This window comes from Nocardia sp. NPDC004340 (assembly GCF_053602575.1).
This window is the reverse complement of record NZ_JBSGDW010000007.1, coordinates 122,011-138,573: the sequence shown is the minus strand read 5'-3', so window position 1 is coordinate 138,573 and position 16,563 is coordinate 122,011. Positions and strand designations below refer to the sequence as shown.

The window sequence follows — 16,563 nt, the reverse complement described above, 5'->3', positions numbered from 1 at the left end:
CCCATCCTTTCAGAGGTGGTTGCCATGTCGGATTCACGCACCTACCGTCGCGTCGGGGGCCGTGGTCGATATCACACGACGGGGCCGTGGGATGCAGCGACACGCCGGGGTTTGGTCCGAAAATCCGACCATCTACCAACCGGTCTGCCCGACTACGTGCCACAGTGCGGAAGGAGCGGCGAATGCGACACCGAGACAATAGGATCGGCGACGTGACCGATCGAAATGTGCTTGGGGGACCGCTGGAGGAGTGTGGCACCGATCCTCTCACCGGCTTCTACCGGGACGGATGCTGCAGCACCGGTCCCGAGGATTTGGGTAGCCACACCGTCTGCACGGTGGTGACCGCGGAATTCCTGGAGCACCAGAAGTCGATCGGCAACGACCTCGTCACCCCACGGCCGGAGAACAACTTCCCCGGCCTCCAACCGGGCGACCGCTGGTGCGTGGTGGCCGTGCGCTGGCTGCACGCCCACGAGGACGGGGTGGCCGCACCTGTGGTGCTGGCCGCCACCCATGAGAACGCCCTCGAGGTGGTGCCCATGGAGACGCTGCGCAAATACGCCGTCGACGTCCCCGACGACGTCAGCGACCTGCTCTAGTCGTCAGCGCCCCGCTCTAGTCGTCGGCGCCCTTGCGCAGTAAAGCCTCGGTGGCGCTGCGCAATTCGACGCGGGCCGCGAACAGGCGCGGATCGGAGGCGAACGCCACCCGGTCCGCGCCCGCGTGCAGCGGGCCGTTGAGCACCTGCAGGGTGATGGAACCGGCGATGGCCCCGAAGAACAGCGCCACCAGCGCGGGCCGCTCCCCCGCCAGAGCCAGGGTGAGCGCCGCCTGGCCGCCGAACACGGCCGCGGTGGCCGCCGAGATGACCAGCGAGTGGGTCATGTCCGCGCGCAGCGCCTCACCCTCGTCGTAGGCGTCGAGCACCGCGATCCCCAGGCCCAGCACCACCAGGTCGGCGGCGGTCACCGACAGCATGGCCGTGCTGGGCAGCACGTTGAACCCGAGCAGGATGAGCGCCGCGCTCATCCCGAGCAGCAGCGCGCCCACGGTGAGCAGCCCGGCCGCGGAACGCCGTGAGTCCTCGGACCATTCGGCCTGCTGGCCGAGCATGGCCAGCATGGTGCCGAGCAGGGCCAGCAGGGTGACCGCGCCGAGCACGTAGCCCGCGGGCAGGAAACCGCCCGCGGCGGGCATGGCCAGCACCGCGCACAGCGGCACCAGCCCGACCCGCCACCAGCGGTCGACTCGTTCCACCCCGGCGGGCAGCAGCCGCACGAAGACACCGCTGAAGGCCAGTACCGGTGCGCACACCAGCACGATGCGCACACCGTCGAACCAGGGACTTCCCCCTGCCATCCGATCCGCCACCACCGCGGCAGCGAACGCCAGCAATCCGATTGCCGCTCTGCGTAACAACAGCTTTCGCGGATCCCGCGCCAATAGATACAAACCGAGCCACCATGCGGCACCGAACGCCGCGGCCGACACCCAAACCACGCAGGGAGCGTACTGCCCCGCCGGCGGTTCGGGGGGGCATACCGCAACGCCGGATATGGCCTTCTACCAGTATTTTTCACCGATTAGACCCCCTCGTCACACCTTCGCATCCGTTTGGGCACACGCAGGTCACGAAGGGCCCCAACGGCTTTCATCGGGGGCCGGGCGGTGAGGTCAGGCGGGCACCGCGTGGCGGCGGCGGTGGGCCTTCTGCCGGCAGGCTGCCGAACAATAGCGGGCGGGGCGGCCGGTGCCGGTCGGCCGGATCGGGGTGGCGCAGATCGGGCAGTGCGGGGCCGGGGTTTCGTCACGGATGGCCGTTTCGTCACGGGCGGCGATCGTGTTCCCGCGTTTCGTTACGGACTGCGCCGGGGGCCGGGCGCGCATGGCGTCCAGGACCAGGGCGGCGGGGCGGGACAGTTCGCGGTCCGGGGACAGACGTTGGATCGCAACACATCCCGTGAACAGGGCGAGGACGTCGGGAACGGTGAGGTCGACGCGGACGGAGCCCTGGCGCTGGGCGGCGGTGAGCAGGTCGCCGAGGACGGCGTGGAAACGGGCTCCGGCGTCGCGCACCAGTTCCCGCGGCCAGCCGTCATTGTTGACCATGTCGCACACCGCCTGGTTGCGATGGCTGGAGGTGATGACCTCGGTGCAGAACCCGAAGAAGGCGGCCCCCGCGTCGGGGGCGTCGCGCAACCGGTGGCCCAGACCGGTGAGCCGGTCGATGCGTTGCTGCATAACGGCTTCCAGCAGCGCGGTCTTGGTGGGGAAATGGCGGTACACGGTGCCCGCGCCGACCCCGGCGCGGCGGGCCACCTCGGCCAGGGAGACCGCGAGCCCGCCGTCGGCGAGAGCGCGCTGGGCGGCGGCCAGGACCAGGGCGCGATTGCGGCGCGCGTCGGCGCGGGCATGGGGGGCGAGGCTGGTGGTGGGTGCGGACATTTCGTTACGCGCGTCCTTTCCGGTGCTGGCCAATGGAAACGCGGTGGTCCTAGCGTTCTTATCCGGGTCGACCGACCCGAATACTACCGAACGAACGGATGAGAATGTCTTCTCGGAAGAATCTGGCGTCCTCTCGGAACGACCTGATCCTGGTGACCGGCGCGACCGGCAAGCAGGGTGGCGTCACCGCGCGCCGGTTGCTCGACACCGGCCGGTCGGTGCGTGTCCTGGTGCGTGATCCGGAATCGGCTGCGGCGCAGGCCCTCGCCGCGGCGGGCGCGGAGCTCGCCGTCGGCGACTTCGACCGGCCCGAGACCCTGGCCCCGGCGCTGGCGGGTGTGGGTGCGGCATTCCTGGTGCCGCCGGCCGCCTTCGGCCCCGAGGGCTGGGATGTCGGCCTGGAGGTCGCGCGCGGCGACGCTTTCCTCGACGCGGCGGCCGCGGCCGGCGTCGAGTACATCGTGTTCACGACCGTCGCCTCGCTGACCGAGGACGGCCAGTGGGGTGCGCAGGGCAAACGCCGGGTGGAAGAGGCGCTGCGCGCGAGCGGCCTGCACTGGACGATCCTGCGTCCGGCCCGGTTCATGGAGAACTACCTCATGCAGGGTTTCCCGGTGGACGGCATCAACGACGGCGTACACCGGCATCTGTTCCCGGCCGACAAGCCGGTCCAGTCCATCGCGATCGAGGACATCGCGGTGATCGCGCAGCTGGCCTTCGACGATCCGGCCCGCTTCCACGGCGAGGTCCTGGAGTTGGCCGGTGACGCGCTCACCATGACCGAGGCCGCGGCGGCCATCACCGCCGCGACCGGCCACCAGGTCCGTTACGTGGAGGCGTCGCAGGCCGACGCCGAGGCCATGGGCCCCGAGGTCGGTGTGGTCTGGCGGCTGTCCCGGGAGGGCCGGGGCTGGCACGCCGATATCCCGGCGGTCCGCGAGATCCATCCCGGGTTGCGGACTTTCGAGGCGTGGCTCGCCGAATCCGGTGCGGCGCGGTTGAAGTCGCTGCTGGATTGACGAGCGCGCGCTCGATCGGGGTCCGGGTGGATCAGTTCAGCGCGCCGTTGTAGTCGGGCAGCTTGAAGGTCTGCTGGGCGTGGCCGCCGGACAGATCGGAGGCGCTGTTGCCGATATTGGCGACGATGGTGTAGCCCTGGGCCTCGATCGAGGCGCGGGTGGCGGTCTTGTAGTCGGCGAGCGCGCCCGCGCCCGCGGAGCCGGTGGTGAGGCCGCCGCCGTAGAGGCCGTCGACCGGGTAGCCGACCGTGGTCAGGTTGATCTGGGTGTAGATGTTCATCACCGAGGGGCGGCCGGTCACGAAGATGATCGACGCGCCTTGGCTTTTCGCCCACTTGGCCAGCGCCAGCATGGGCGGGATGGCCGGGGTGATGGGCGCCGCGTTGTAGCTGGTCTCGAGCGAGGTGTTGTCGATGTCGAGGACGATGGCGGGCTTGGTGACGCCGGGCAGCGCGGTGGTCAGGTAGGCCTGGGCGGCGTTGGCGACGGTGGTGACGTCGCTGATCCACTGGCTGTAGGGCGGCAGATCGGCCTTGCTGCCGCCGGAGCCGGACAGGGATCCCGTGCCCGAGCCGGACCCGGCGGATCCGGTGTCGGCGAGGGCGATCGGGAGCGGAGCGGCGAGTCCGACGGAGAGTCCGGCGGCCAGGACGGCGATGGAGCGCTTCATGGGGCCGGACGCTAGCGGCAACGCAATGGGACGCGCAGGTGTTTCACTCCGACATCGGGATGAATTCCCGCTGAGCGGGACACTGTAGCGAATCTACGACGTCGCGCCGACCAGGTTCTCCCCGCGCATCCGCTGCGAGATCACCTGCGTGATGCCGTCACCGCGCATGCTGACGCCGTAGAGGGCGTCGGCGATCTCCATGGTCGGCTTCTGATGGGTGATCACGATCAGCTGGCTCTTCTCCCGCAGCTGCTCGAACAGTCCGATGAGCCGGCGCAGGTTGGTGTCGTCCAGCGCGGCCTCGACCTCGTCCATCACATAGAAGGGCGAGGGCCGGGCGCGGAAGATCGACACCAGGAAAGCGACGGCGGCCAAGGACTTCTCGCCACCGGAGAGCAGCGAGAGCCGCTTGACCTTCTTGCCCGGCGGGCGGGCCTCGACCTCGACGCCGGTGGTGAGCATGTCCGCGGGATTGGTGAGCAGCAGCCGCCCCTCACCGCCGGGGAACAGGCGGCCGAAGACGCCGGTGAACTCGCGTTCCACGTCCTCGTAGGCCTCGGTGAAGACCTGCAGGATGCGCTCGTCGACCTCGGCGACCACGTCGAGCAGGTCCTGGCGGGCCTTCTTGACGTCCTCGAGCTGGGTGTTGAGGAACGTGTAGCGCTCCTCGAGGGCCGCGAACTCCTCCAGCGCAAGGGGATTCACCTTGCCGAGGGTGACCAGGTCCTTCTCGGCGCGCTTGGCACGGCGTTCCTGGGTGGCGCGGTCGTAGGGCATGGGCTGCGGTTCGCTGACCGTGTCGCCGCGCTCGCGGGCCTGCTCGTACTCGATCATCTCCAGCGCGGTGGGCGGCGTGGGGACGTCGGGGCCGTATTCGGCGATGAGGTCGTCGAGGCTGACGCCGAACTGTTCGGAGATGGTGGTCTCGACCTGTTCGATGCGCAGCGCGGCCTGGGCGCGGGCCACCTCGTCGCGGTGCACGGCATCGGTGAGCTGGGCGAGCTGGGTGGTCAGGGCGCGCGAACGCTCCTTGGTCTGATCGACCTGGGCGGCGTATTCGCCACGGCGGCGCACCAATTCGTCGCGGCGTACGGCGGCCTGGGCCACCACCTGCTCGAGTTCGGCGGCGATCTTCTCCGCGGAGGCCGCGACCACGGCGGCCAGCGCGGCGGCCTGGCGGCGGGCGGCGTGGGCGCGTTCGGCGCGGGCCCGGTTCTCGCGTTCGGCGCGGGCGGCGCGGCGCAGCGAATCGGCCTTGCCGCGTACCGATTCCGCGCGTTCCTCGGCGGTGCGCACGGCCAGGCGGGCCTCGACCTCCATGGAGCGGACCTCGGCGAGGGCGGCGGCGGCCTCCTCGCGGGCGTACCCGGCGGTCTCGGTGCCTGCGGATTCCGGGTCCAGGTCGGCCTGTTCGTTCTCGGCGTGGCGCAGCCGGTCCTCGAGTTCGGCGAGCTTGGCGAGGGTTTCCTCGCGGCCGGTCTCGGCGTCGGCGCGCTGGGCCAGCAGCCGGTCGCATTCGCGCTGGGCGCCGCGGGCGGCGTGGCCGAGGCGGCCGAGCCGGTCGTAGATGGCGACCAGGGCCTGGTCGGATTCGTGCAGGGCGAGCAGGGCGTGGTCGACGGCTTCCTTGCGGTCGGTCTGCTCGGCCAGCGCCCCGGCGAGCGCGGCTTCCAGCTCCTCGGCCTGCCGCTGCCAGGACGCCAATTCGGCCGTGGCGGAATCGATGTCGGCCTGCACCTCGAGCTGGCTGGGGGCGCGGTCGGAGCCGCCGAGCAGCCAGCCGCTGCCGGTGATGTCGCCGTCGCGGGTGACCACCCGCAGTTCCGGGCGCGCGGCGATGACCTGCGCGGCGGTGGCGAGGTCGTCGGCGACGGCGATGCCCGCGGTGAGGGCGGTGATCGCGCCGCGCAGGTTGGCGGGGCAATCGACCACGTCGGCGAGCCAGCGGGCCGAGCCGGGCAGGGGTGAATTCGCCTGCGCCGCAGGCAGGGCCGCGGCGTCGGCGTAGACCAGGGCGGCACGGCCGCCGTCGGTCTCCTTGAGCGCGCGCACCGCGGCGTGCGCGGCGGGCCCGGTGTCGGCGGCCACGGCGTCGGCCAGCGGGCCCAGGGCCGCGGCGACCGCGGACTCGAAGCCGCCGTGCACGCGGATCAGGCCGGACAGCGGGCCGAGCAGTCCGTCGGCGCGGTGCTCGAGCAGCCAGGCCGCGCCGTCCTTGCGGCGCAGGCCCATGGCGAGGGCTTCGATGCGGGCGGTGAGGGAGGCGACGCGTTTGCCGGCCTCGCGGTCCTGTTCGCGCAGTTCGGTGACGCGCTGGTCGGCCAGCGCGAGGGCCTGGGCGGCGTGCTCGTAGGCGTGGTCGAGGCCTTCCTCGCCCGCGTCGAGTTCATTGAGTTCGCCCTGCACGGACTCGAATTCGGCATTGGCGTCCTCGCCGCGGCGGCGGGCCTCGGCGATGGCGGTGGACATGCGGGCCACCTCGCCGTCCACGGACTGGGCGCGGATGCGCAGGGTGTCGACCTGGCCGGAGAGCCGGGCCAGGCCCTCGCGGCGGTCGGCGACGGCGCGGACCGCGGCCAGGTGCGCCTGCTCGGCGGCCTTGGCGGCCTGCTCGCGTTCGTAGAGTTGCTCGCGGGCCGCTTCCAGCGTCTCGGTGGCGATTTCGACGGCTTCGCGCAGTTCGGCCTCTTCGGCCTCGACCCGATCCGCTTCGCGCTCCAGCTGTTCCGGATCCCGGCCGGTGCCGGTCGGTTGCTCGATGGTCAGGTTGCGCGCGCGATCCCGCGCGATCCGGATAGTGGCGTTGACGCGTTCGGTCAGCGCGGACAGCTGGAACCAGGTCTGAGCGGCGGCCTCGGCGCTGGGGGTCAGCTTGGACAGCTCGAATTCCTGCTGTGCCAGTGCGGCATTGGCGGCGTCGAGCTCGGCCTGCACGGTGACGTGCTGCTCACGCGCGTAGGCCTCCTTGCTCTGCTGGCTCTCGAGTTCGCGGCGGCGGCTGACCAGATCGTCGGCGGCGAGCCGCAATCGGGCGTCCCGCAGTTCGGACTGGACGGTCGCGGCGCGACGCGCCACCTCGGCCTGCCGGCCCAGCGGCTTGAGCTGCCTGCGCAGTTCGGTGGTGAGGTCGGTGAGGCGGGCCAGATTGGCCTGCATGGCGTCCAGCTTGCGGACCGCCTTCTCCTTGCGCCGCCGGTGCTTGAGCACGCCCGCGGCCTCCTCGATGAAGGCCCGCCGATCCTCCGGCCGCGATTCCAGAATCGCCGAGAGCTGACCCTGACCGACGATGACGTGCATCTCCCGGCCGATACCGGAGTCCGACAGCAGTTCCTGCACGTCCATCAACCGGCAGGAGTTGCCGTTGATCTCGTACTCGCCGGCGCCGTCGCGGAACATGCGGCGGGTGATCGACACTTCCGAGTACTCGATGGGCAGCACCCCGTCGGAGTTGTCGATGGTCAGCGTGACTTCGGCACGACCGAGCGGGGCGCGGCCCGCGGTGCCGGCGAAGATGACATCCTGCATCTTCCCGCCCCGCAGCGCTTTCGCGCCCTGCTCACCCATCACCCAGGTGAGCGCGTCGACGACGTTCGACTTGCCCGACCCGTTGGGCCCCACCACGCAGGTGATCCCCGGCTCCAATCGCAACGTCGTCGCGGACGCGAAGGACTTGAACCCCTTCAACGTCAGACTCTTCAGGTGCACAGCGGCTCAGACTACCCGTTCCCCGAAGATTGCCCCGAGTATGCCGACCCCGCGTCCCTTCTGCGCCACGACGCGATCCGGGTCGCGGGTCAGCGGGCGCGGTAGCGGTTCCAGGCGGTGGATTCCCAGCCCATGACGACACGGAAGATCAGCACCGCGCCCCAGGGGCCGATGACCCAGATGGGCCAGGGGTAGGTGAATTCGCCTGCGGCCACCGAGATCGCGGCCCAGATGAACAGGCACAGCAGGCTCACGCCGAGCCAGGCGCTGCCCTCGATCCGCTGCCAGAGCGGGAGGCGGGTGCGCGAAGTGGTCTGCGGGGCAACGGTCTTCGAGAGCTTCGGCAGGTCCCGCAGGACGAGCTGGAGGTCTTCGCGGGTAGCGGTGGCGTAGACGCTGGTGAGGCGGTCGTTGTATTCGGCGAGGTCCAGGCGGCCTTCGGACAGGTGGCGGCCCAGCAGATCGGCGATCTGGGCGCGCTCGGCGTCGGAGGCGCGGGTGCCGGTGGTGATGTCCATATCGATCCTTAACGGTCGGGCGCTGCCGGATATTCCATTGTGGAACGTAAATCCAGGATAAACCTCCACATTGGAATGTTCAAGGGATTCAAGTGAGGGCGGGTGCCAGCACATTTGCCAGCAGGGGGGATGCGGTGAGATGGTTGGTGCCAGTTCTCGGACAAGGAGTCATCGTGGACCTTGACTGGTCGCCTGCTGATCTGGCGTTTCGTGATGAAGTGCGCAGCTTTCTCGACGAAAAGTTAACGAACGATCTACGCCGAGCGGGACGGTTGGCGACCAGCGTCTACCCGGACCACGAGGCCAGCATGGAGTGGCAGCACATCCTGCACGAGCGCGGCTGGGCCGCCCCGGCGTGGCCGGTGAAGTACGGCGGCTGCGACTGGAGCCTCACCCAGCACTACATCTTCGGCCGTGAGTGCACCCTGGCCGGGGCGCCGAACCTGTCCCCCATGGGGATTCGCATGGTCTCGCACGCGATCATGGCGTTCGGCACGAAGGAACAGAAGGACTTCTTCCTGCCGGGCATCCTCACCGGCGAGGTCTTCTTCTGCCAGGGCTATTCCGAGCCCGAGGCCGGGTCGGACCTGGCCTCGCTGTCCATGGCCGCGGTCGCCGACGGCGAGGACCTGGTGGTCACCGGGTCCAAGATCTGGACCACCCACGCCACCGAGGCGAACTGGATCTTCGCCCTGGTCCGCACCTCCAAGCAGGCCAAGAAGCAGCAGGGCATCACCTTCGTGCTGATCGATATGCGCACCCCGGGCATCGAGATCCGGCCGCTGGTCATGACCTCCGGCGAGCAGGTGCAGAACCAGGTGTTCTTCGATCAGGTCCGGGTCCCGAAGGCGAACGTGCTGGGGCAGATCGACGACGGCTGGACCGTGGCCAAGTTCCTGCTCAACTTCGAGCGCGGCGGGGGCGCGGTGGCCCCGGCCCTGCAGGTGATGGCCGAGGAGCTGGCACAGGCCGCGACCGAGCAGGTCGCCCCGGGCGGCGGCGCGCTCATCGACGACCCCGCCTTCGCCGCCAAGCTGGCCGACGCCCGGTTGCGCGCCGATGTGCTGGAGATCCTCGAATACCGCACGCTCGCACTGGTTTCCAGCGGCAAGGACCCGGGTCCGGCGGCGTCCACGCTCAAGATCCTGGGCACCGAGCTGAGCCAGGCGCTCACCGAACTCGCACTGGAGGCGGCGGGTCCGCGCGGCCGCGCCTATCAGCCGCACGCCACCATGCCGGGCGGCCCGATCGCCGACTTCACCCCGCCCGCCGACGGTTTCGTGGCGGGCGAGGAGTGGCAGGCGGTCGCCCCGCTGCGGTACTTCAACGACCGCGCCGGCTCGATCTACGCCGGTAGCAACGAGATTCAGCGCAACATCATCGCCAAAGCCACCCTGGGACTGTGACATGGACTTCTCTTTCACCGCGGAACAAGAACTGCTGCGCGACACCGTCACCGAGTTCCTGACGGCCCGCTACCCCCTGGAGGCGAGCCGGGCCGCGGCGCGCACCGGGGCCGGGTGGCAGCCGGAGATCTGGCGCGGACTGGCCGAGGAGGTCGGGATTCTCGGGGCCAGCCTGCCGGAGTCGGCGGGCGGCATCGGGGGCGGACCGGTCGAGACCATGATCATCGCCGAGGCGCTGGGCGCGGCCCTGGTGCTGGAGCCGTACGTGGACACCGTGGTGGTGGGCGGCGGCCTGCTGCGCCGCGCCACCGGCAAGCGCGCCGAGGATCTGCTGGCGGGCATCGCCGCCGGTGAGGTGGTGACCGGATTCGCCGCGCTGGAACCGCGATCCGGCTACGACTACACCGCGGTGGCGGCCACGGCGGTGCGCGACGGCGACGACTGGGTGATCACCGGCGAGAAGACGGTGGTGACCGCGGCCCCGCTGGCCACCCACCTGCTGGTGACCGCGGTCGCGGACGGCGAGATCGCGCTGTTCGCCGTCGATGTCGACCCGGCCGCGCCGCCCGCGGGTCTGACCGCGCGCGTCTACCGCACCATCGACGAGCGTCAGGCCGCCGACCTGACCTTCGACGGTGTGCGCGTCCCCGCCGACGCCCTGCTGCTCGCGTCCGCCGGTGAGGCCATCGCCGCGACCGTGGACGAGGCCATCGCGGCGGTGTGCGCGGAGACGGTCGGGGCCATGCGCAAGGTGGTCGACGACACCGTCGCCTACGCCAAGCAACGCCGCCAGTTCGGCGTCGCGATCGGCAGCTTCCAGGCGTTGCAGCACCGCATGGTGGACATGCTGCTGGAGCTCGAACAGGCCGTGGCCGCAACGTATCTGGTGACCCTGAAGCTGGACGCCCCCGCCGCCGAGCGGGCCCGCGCGGCCTCGGCAGCCAAGGCCACCGTGGGCCGCGCCGCCCGCAAGATCGGCCAGGAGTCGGTGCAGTTGCACGGCGCCATGGGCATGACCGAGGAACTCGCCATCGGCCACTTCTTCAAGCGCCTGACCGCCGTCCAGTACGAGTTCGGCACCACCGACCAGCACATTGCCCGCTACGCCTCACTGACGCGGCCGTAGCGGGCGCTCCCGCGCACCGGCTCAGGGGTGACCGGTGCCGGATCGGGTTCCGGTGGATCGCGTGACCGATCCACCGGAACCCGATTCATCCGCGCCACGCCGGAGTTCGGCGGCGACATGCCGGGTGGACCTGCGCACCGCAGCCACGATGACCAGTGCCATCGCGGGTCCGGTGACGAAGCACAACAGACTCAGGGCGATCAGTAGAACGGTTCCCACGTGCGGATTATTGTCCGCCTGGGGGTGTTTCGGCCAATTTCGGCTAATACAAGGCAACGGCAGCGCGACCACCGTACCGTGAGTGTGATCGAGGCCACAGCGGCCCGCCCGTCACGTCCGCAGGACCTGTCTCGTCCAAGGGGTACACGATCCCAGGAAGGACGACACCATGTCGCGATTGACCATGCACGAGGCGGCTCCCGAGGTCTACCAGGCCTGGCTCGCCGCCGAGACCGCGATCCGGCGCGGCCCGCTCGACGCCACCGTGCGCGAGCTGGTGAAGATCCGGGTCTCCCAGATCAACGGCTGCCTCTTCTGCATCGACATGCACTCCACCGAGGCCCGCAAGGAAGGCGAGACCGAGCGTCGCCTCTGGCATCTCAACGCCTGGCGCGAGTCGGCGCTGTTCACCCCGGCCGAGCGGGCCGCGCTCGAATACGCCGAGGCAACAACGCAGCTCGGCCCGCACGGGGTGAGCGACGAGATCTGGGCGGGCGTCGAGAAGCACTTCGACGACGGCCAGCGGGCCGGCCTGGTCGCGGTGACCGCGCAGATCAACCTGTGGAACCGCATCGGCGTCCCGCTCCGGCTGGAGCCGCTCGGCGGCTAGGTTCCGTCTCGCAATAGCCGGAATCAGGGGCGCAGCAGGGGACGTCCTTCGAGGGCCGCGGCCCAGAGCTTGTCCGCGGCATCCTCGATGTCCCCGTCCAGGAACTCGGGCAACAGGACGTCGGCCTCGGACACCCGCACTCGCGGGGCCTTCACATCACCGAGGAAGACGACCTCGCCCCTGTCCCCGGCCTCGAACCACGCCCCCACTGTCGCGGCGCCGTGCACGGCGAGCATCCCCATGTCGGAGAACTCCGTCATCAGCAGGCCCCCGACGGTGAGCGAGCCGCCGATGAAAAGGTTGCTGTCCAGCAGGCACATCAGGTGGCGCGCGGTGACCGAGCCGGTGACGTAGAGCGGCGTGTAGACGTCTCCGTTCAGAAAGCGCATCGGCCCGTCGACCGTCAGGTCGCCATCGATGACATACACGGTGTCCTCCGCCAGACCGGGATCGTTCCCGATCGACAACGACCCGTCGACGGTCAGGTCGCCCTGGTGCACGAAGAAGTACTCCGGCTCCTCCTCGAAGAGGTCTTCCAGATCCTCCACGTGGTCGTCGCTGGCTTTGCCGATGTCGTAGCGCTTCACCGCCTCGGACAGCGGTACCGATTCCCAACTCGCGCTCCACCGTTCGAAAGACACCCGACTCCTCGCGTACTTGCTCGATACCCGTTGCAGTCCAAGCAGTCTCGCACACACCCGCGGAGCGGGATCACCACCAGCCGAGAATCGGGCGCAGTTCGCGTCCGAGCTCGGGGGCCAGGGAGCGCGCGTAGCTCGCGGTCAGGTGGTGTTCGTCGTGGTAGACGAGGATGTTGCCCTCGACGACGGCGCAGACGACGGGCTCGCAGACCGCGTCGTTGGGGTCGATCAGGTGCATGTTCGGGAAGGCGGACGCGGGGTCCTCGGCGGGGTTCAGGGGCGAGAGGGCCTCGGAGCGCTTCAGACCGCAGCTCACCCGGTCGCCGCCGCTGGCCAGGCAGTCGATGGCGCGGTAGCGGATGCCGTTGCGGCGCAACCACGGGGTGTCGCGGATGCCGATGACCTCGAGGCCGCGGTCGGACAGGGCCGACCAGACGTCGATGTAGTCCTGCGGAGTCTCGTCGCCGCCATTGTCGCTGGGGCGGGTGGCGGTGGTGAAGACGTAGTCGGGGCGCTCGATGCCGAGACGGTCGATGACCTCGCCCGACCAGTCACGGCAGTCCGGGTTCTGCTGACCCTTGTACATCGGCTCCTCGGCGACCGTCAGCGGGCAGCCCATCTTCAGGTAGACGACGACACGGAAGCGATACTGCTCGCCGAGCAGTTGCAGCGCCGGAATCCAGTGCTCGGCATGGGAATTGCCGACCACCGCGATGGTGCGGTGGGCGTTCTGGTCACCGTAGGTGCAGGTGATCACCGCGCGGGTGTCGAAGTCGGAGATGCAGCCGTCGCGCGTCGGGTACGCGATATCGGCGGGGGCTTCCTCCGTGGTGGGGCGCATGGGCGCGCGCGGCACCAGGGCGTGATCGGTGAGCGCCGCCGCGCCCGGGTACTTCGCCGGATCCAGCTGGCCGACAGCGTGCGCCTTCGCGCCGTTGTTCCACTGCCACGCCACCGTCGAACCCAGCAGCAGCACACCGACAGTCGTGACCGCGATGCCGGTGAGCAGACCGCCCCGCCCGGCGAGCAGGCGGACCGGGACCGCGAGCGCGCGACCGGCGAACCGGCCGTCGAGCAGACGGGACAGTCCGGTGGCCACGCGACCGCGCTGCGGGACTGTCGCGGGCTTGGAACGCTCCCGGAGCGGCTCCTCCACCAGATGGTGGGTGGCGTAGGCGAGCAGCAGCGAGACCACGATGATGACCAGGCCGTCCAGCGCTCCGGCCCGGCGCTGATGCTGCTCACCCAGATAGAAGATCAGAATCGGCCAGTGCCACAGGTACAGCGCGTACGCGAAACCACCCAGCTGCACGATCGGGCCGGTGGCCAGCAGCCGGTTCACCACCGGCTGATCGGCGGTGTCGCGGCCCGCGCCCGCGAGAATCAGTGCGGCGGTGGCCAGCACGGGGATCAGGGCGGCGGGACCGGGGAACACCAGGACACCGTTGACCACCCAGCCGCAGCAGGCGATCACCGCGATTCCCATCCAGGCCAGCGCTTCCCGCGCGGGCGTGGGCAGCCGGATCAGGGGCGCGCAGAGCGCGAGCAACGCTCCCGCCAGCGGTTCCCAGGCGCGCGCGAAGGTGTCGTAGTAGTTCCAGCCCTGCTGGGTCGAAACACCCTCGGCGGCATAACTGAACGAGATCACCACGGCGATCGCGAACACCACCGCGAGTGTCACCCGCAGCATCCCGTCCCGGCCCAGCCGCCGCACGATCGGATGCGCGGCAGCGCGTTTCCAGGTGTACGCGAGCCGCAGCCCGGTCGCCACCAGCGCCACCACCAGCAGCAGCGCCAGATACATCTGCCCCTGCACCGACATCGACCACAGATGCTGCAACGGGCTCACCGACGGATCCGCGGCCAGATAATCCGACCAGGACGTCGCCAGATACCAGTTCTGGTAGTAGAACAGCGAAGCCAGCGTCTGCCCCGCGATATCGGACCAGCGGGTGTGCGGCAGCAGCACGACCGCGGCCACCACCACCGCGGCCAGCACCACCACCATGGCGGGCAGCAGTCTGCGCAGGGTGCGCCGCACGGTCCGCAGCACCCCCACCGAGCCGGTGTCGGCGCGCCGCACCAGCATGCCGGTGAAGAAGAAGCCCGACAGCACCAGGAACACGTCCACGCCGCCCGACACCCGGCCGGCCCAGATGTGGAAGGCGACCACGAGGGCGATAGCTACGCCGCGCAGGCCGTCCAGATCGTGTCGGTAGGAGCCGGGCCTGACGGGGGCGCCCGGGACCGGCTGGCGGTCGCGATCGGGCGCGGTCGGATGATCGGTGCTGGATATGGACATGACGGCTGCCATTGTCGGTCAGGGGTCGTGGAAATCCCCAATCGCCACACAGAAGACGTCCGGAATGTACCGATTTGCACTGGTCAGGCGAATGCGAAATAGCGCAACCAGAGATAGGGAGCGGCCACCGCAATAGTGACAGCCGTCACCAGAATGCCCTTCCGGGTGAATTCCCAGAACGAGATCGGATGGCCCGAACGCCGCGCGATCCCGAGCATCACCACGTTCGCGCTGGCCCCGACTGCTGTGAGATTGCCACCGAAATCCGCGCCCAGTGCCAGCGCCCACCACAGCGCGTCCGCCCGGCCGGGCTGGTCGACGTGCGCGGCCAGCTCCGCCACCAGTGGGCTCATGGTCGCCACGTACGGGATGTTGTCGATGACCCCCGACAGCACCGCCGAGACGACCAGTATCAGCATGGTTGCCACGAGCGCGTTTCCACCGGTGAGTTCGGTCGCGAATTTCGCCGCACGGCCGATCACACCGGTTTTCACCAGCGCCCCGATCATCACGAACAAGCCCGCGAAGAACAGCAGGGTCTCCCATTCCACCGCGCCCAGGTAATCACGTTGTGGCAGACCGGAAATCAACACCAGCGCACCGGCTCCGAGTAATGCCACGAGGGACGGCTCGAGGTGGAGAATCGGGTGGCCGAAGAAACCCGCGAAAACCGCCGCCAGCACAATTCCGCACTTGATCAGCAGTTTCGGATCGCGAATGGCCTCACGCTCGTTCAGACCCATGATGTCGGCCGCCCGCTCGGGATCGACGTCGAACGCGCCCCGGAACAGCCGCGGCAGCAGCAGCGTGAACACCGCCAGTTCGATCAACACGATCGGGGTCAGATTCAGGAAGAAGTCGTTGAACGACAACCCCGCTCGGCTGCCGATGATGATGTTCGGCGGGTCACCGATCAGGGTGGCCGCGCCGCCGATATTGGAGGCCAGCACCTCGGCGATGAGAAAGGGCGTCGGCGACACCTCCAGCCGCTCGCACACCAGGAGGGTGACGGGGGCGATCAGCAGCACGGTCGTCACATTGTCGAGAAATCCGGAGGCGGTGGCGGTGATCAGGACCAGCAGGATCATCACCCGCAGCGCGGATCCCTTGGCCCGCTTGGCCGCCCAGATCGCGACGTACTCGAAGATACCGGTGTGGCGTAGCACGCCGACGATGATCATCATCCCGAGCAGCAGGTAGATGACGTTCCAGTCGATGCCGGTCTCGTGCGAGTAGAAGACGTCGTCGGCGTCGACGATGCCGACCGCCACCACCGCGCCCCCACCGACCAGGGCCGCGGTCGTCTTGTGGACGCGTTCGGAGGCGATCAGCACGTAGGCGATCGCGAAGACCGCGAGGGCGAAGGCGACGTTCACGGTCGCCGCCCCGGCGGGCTCAGTTCGCCAGCGCCACCTCGAGCAGCCGCGACGAGGTGATCACACCGAGCAGCCGCTCGCCCTCCTGCACCGCCACCAGCGGCGACTTGTACTTCGCCATGAGCGCGGCGACCTCGACGATATTGTCGTCCGCCTCGGCGGCCGGGATCTTGGTGAGCCGTTCCGGGATCACGTCGCGGACCTTCTTGCCGCGCAACCGCTTCACCACCTGGCCGCACATGGATTCGTTCAGCACCCCCGCCAGCGACGGGTCGTCCTGGACGTAGGTCGGCACGATGAACAGCACCACCTGCGAAGCGGGCAGCACCGAATGCGGAGCCCCGTCGGCGTCGGTCACCAGGATCCCCGGCAGCCGATGCTCGGCCAGCAGCCTCGCGGCGTCGATGGCGTCGGAGTCCAAATCGATCACCGGGTATTCCTCGGCCATCTGAGCGGCATGCATAACTGCAGGATACGACGATCGGCCGGACCTTCACGGCAGCAATATTCGTCAAGATCGAAA

General features: G+C 69.4%; 15 protein-coding genes. 5 read left to right on the top strand and 10 right to left on the bottom strand.

Annotation, left to right across the window (positions count from 1 at the left end):
- Nucleotides 1-212: 212 nt before the first annotated feature.
- Nucleotides 213-602 (top strand): DUF2237 family protein, encoded by a 390-nt coding sequence (locus ACWEOI_RS26065; protein ID WP_326357779.1) that lies wholly within the window; start codon nt 213-215, stop codon nt 600-602.
- A gap of 16 nt (nt 603-618) precedes the next feature.
- Here ACWEOI_RS26065 and ACWEOI_RS26060 read toward each other — a convergent pair whose 3' ends face one another.
- Together ACWEOI_RS26060 and ACWEOI_RS26055 are read right to left on the bottom strand one after the other, a co-directional pair.
- Nucleotides 619-1,362 (bottom strand): hypothetical protein, encoded by a 744-nt coding sequence (locus ACWEOI_RS26060; RefSeq protein ID WP_452361305.1) that lies wholly within the window; start codon nt 1,360-1,362, stop codon nt 619-621.
- Nucleotides 1,363-1,677: 315 nt separating this feature from the next.
- A complete protein-coding gene (locus tag ACWEOI_RS26055; protein WP_452361304.1) occupies nt 1,678-2,448 on the bottom strand; it encodes a TetR/AcrR family transcriptional regulator in 771 nt (256 codons plus the stop codon).
- 104 nt (nt 2,449-2,552) lie between these two features.
- On the opposite strand from ACWEOI_RS26055, the gene ACWEOI_RS26050 reads away from it, so the two are divergent.
- Nucleotides 2,553-3,467 carry an NmrA family NAD(P)-binding protein gene (locus ACWEOI_RS26050; protein WP_433672003.1) on the top strand — a complete coding sequence of 305 codons (915 nt, stop codon included), beginning with the start codon at nt 2,553-2,555 and terminating at the stop codon, nt 3,465-3,467.
- 31 nt (nt 3,468-3,498) lie between these two features.
- Here the strand turns inward: ACWEOI_RS26050 and ACWEOI_RS26045 are convergent, their stop codons facing one another.
- The 3 genes from ACWEOI_RS26045 to ACWEOI_RS26035 form a co-directional block, all read right to left on the bottom strand.
- Nucleotides 3,499-4,137, bottom strand: coding sequence for an HAD family acid phosphatase (locus ACWEOI_RS26045; RefSeq protein WP_452361303.1), 639 nt, complete (start codon nt 4,135-4,137; stop codon nt 3,499-3,501).
- Between the two features lie 93 nt (nt 4,138-4,230).
- On the bottom strand, nt 4,231-7,842 hold the full coding sequence (smc, locus tag ACWEOI_RS26040; RefSeq protein WP_452361302.1) for a chromosome segregation protein SMC: 3,612 nt from the start codon (nt 7,840-7,842) through the stop codon (nt 4,231-4,233).
- Nucleotides 7,843-7,931: 89 nt separating this feature from the next.
- Nucleotides 7,932-8,360 carry a DUF1707 SHOCT-like domain-containing protein gene (locus tag ACWEOI_RS26035; RefSeq protein WP_452361301.1) on the bottom strand — a complete coding sequence of 143 codons (429 nt, stop codon included), beginning with the start codon at nt 8,358-8,360 and terminating at the stop codon, nt 7,932-7,934.
- Between the two features lie 173 nt (nt 8,361-8,533).
- Here ACWEOI_RS26035 and ACWEOI_RS26030 point away from each other — a divergent pair, with 173 nt between their 5' ends.
- Nucleotides 8,534-9,766, top strand: a complete 1,233-nt coding sequence (locus ACWEOI_RS26030) for an acyl-CoA dehydrogenase family protein (RefSeq protein ID WP_452361300.1) — start codon at nt 8,534-8,536, stop codon at nt 9,764-9,766.
- A gap of 1 nt (nt 9,767) precedes the next feature.
- Nucleotides 9,768-10,892 (top strand): acyl-CoA dehydrogenase family protein, encoded by a 1,125-nt coding sequence (locus ACWEOI_RS26025; RefSeq protein WP_433671999.1) that lies wholly within the window; start codon nt 9,768-9,770, stop codon nt 10,890-10,892.
- A 21-nt stretch (nt 10,893-10,913) separates the two neighbouring features.
- Here ACWEOI_RS26025 and ACWEOI_RS26020 read toward each other — a convergent pair whose 3' ends face one another.
- Nucleotides 10,914-11,111 (bottom strand): hypothetical protein, encoded by a 198-nt coding sequence (locus ACWEOI_RS26020; protein ID WP_357092590.1) that lies wholly within the window; start codon nt 11,109-11,111, stop codon nt 10,914-10,916.
- 169 nt (nt 11,112-11,280) lie between these two features.
- On the opposite strand from ACWEOI_RS26020, the gene ACWEOI_RS26015 reads away from it, so the two are divergent.
- On the top strand, nt 11,281-11,721 hold the full coding sequence (locus ACWEOI_RS26015; RefSeq protein ID WP_433671998.1) for a carboxymuconolactone decarboxylase family protein: 441 nt from the start codon (nt 11,281-11,283) through the stop codon (nt 11,719-11,721).
- Nucleotides 11,722-11,744: 23 nt separating this feature from the next.
- Here ACWEOI_RS26015 and ACWEOI_RS26010 read toward each other — a convergent pair whose 3' ends face one another.
- From ACWEOI_RS26010 to ACWEOI_RS25995, 4 genes are all read right to left on the bottom strand, one after another.
- Complete coding sequence (locus tag ACWEOI_RS26010) at nt 11,745-12,362, bottom strand: hypothetical protein (RefSeq protein ID WP_452361299.1); 618 nt, start codon at nt 12,360-12,362, stop codon at nt 11,745-11,747.
- A gap of 70 nt (nt 12,363-12,432) precedes the next feature.
- Nucleotides 12,433-14,664 carry an acyltransferase family protein gene (locus tag ACWEOI_RS26005; RefSeq protein WP_452361298.1) on the bottom strand — a complete coding sequence of 744 codons (2,232 nt, stop codon included), beginning with the start codon at nt 14,662-14,664 and terminating at the stop codon, nt 12,433-12,435.
- Between the two features lie 83 nt (nt 14,665-14,747).
- Nucleotides 14,748-16,040 carry an SLC13 family permease gene (locus ACWEOI_RS26000; protein WP_452361297.1) on the bottom strand — a complete coding sequence of 431 codons (1,293 nt, stop codon included), beginning with the start codon at nt 16,038-16,040 and terminating at the stop codon, nt 14,748-14,750.
- 19 nt (nt 16,041-16,059) lie between these two features.
- The gene (locus tag ACWEOI_RS25995; protein ID WP_452361296.1) at nt 16,060-16,503 is read right to left on the bottom strand and encodes a CBS domain-containing protein; all 444 of its coding nucleotides are present in this window, start codon (nt 16,501-16,503) and stop codon (nt 16,060-16,062) included.
- Nucleotides 16,504-16,563 lie beyond the last annotated feature (60 nt).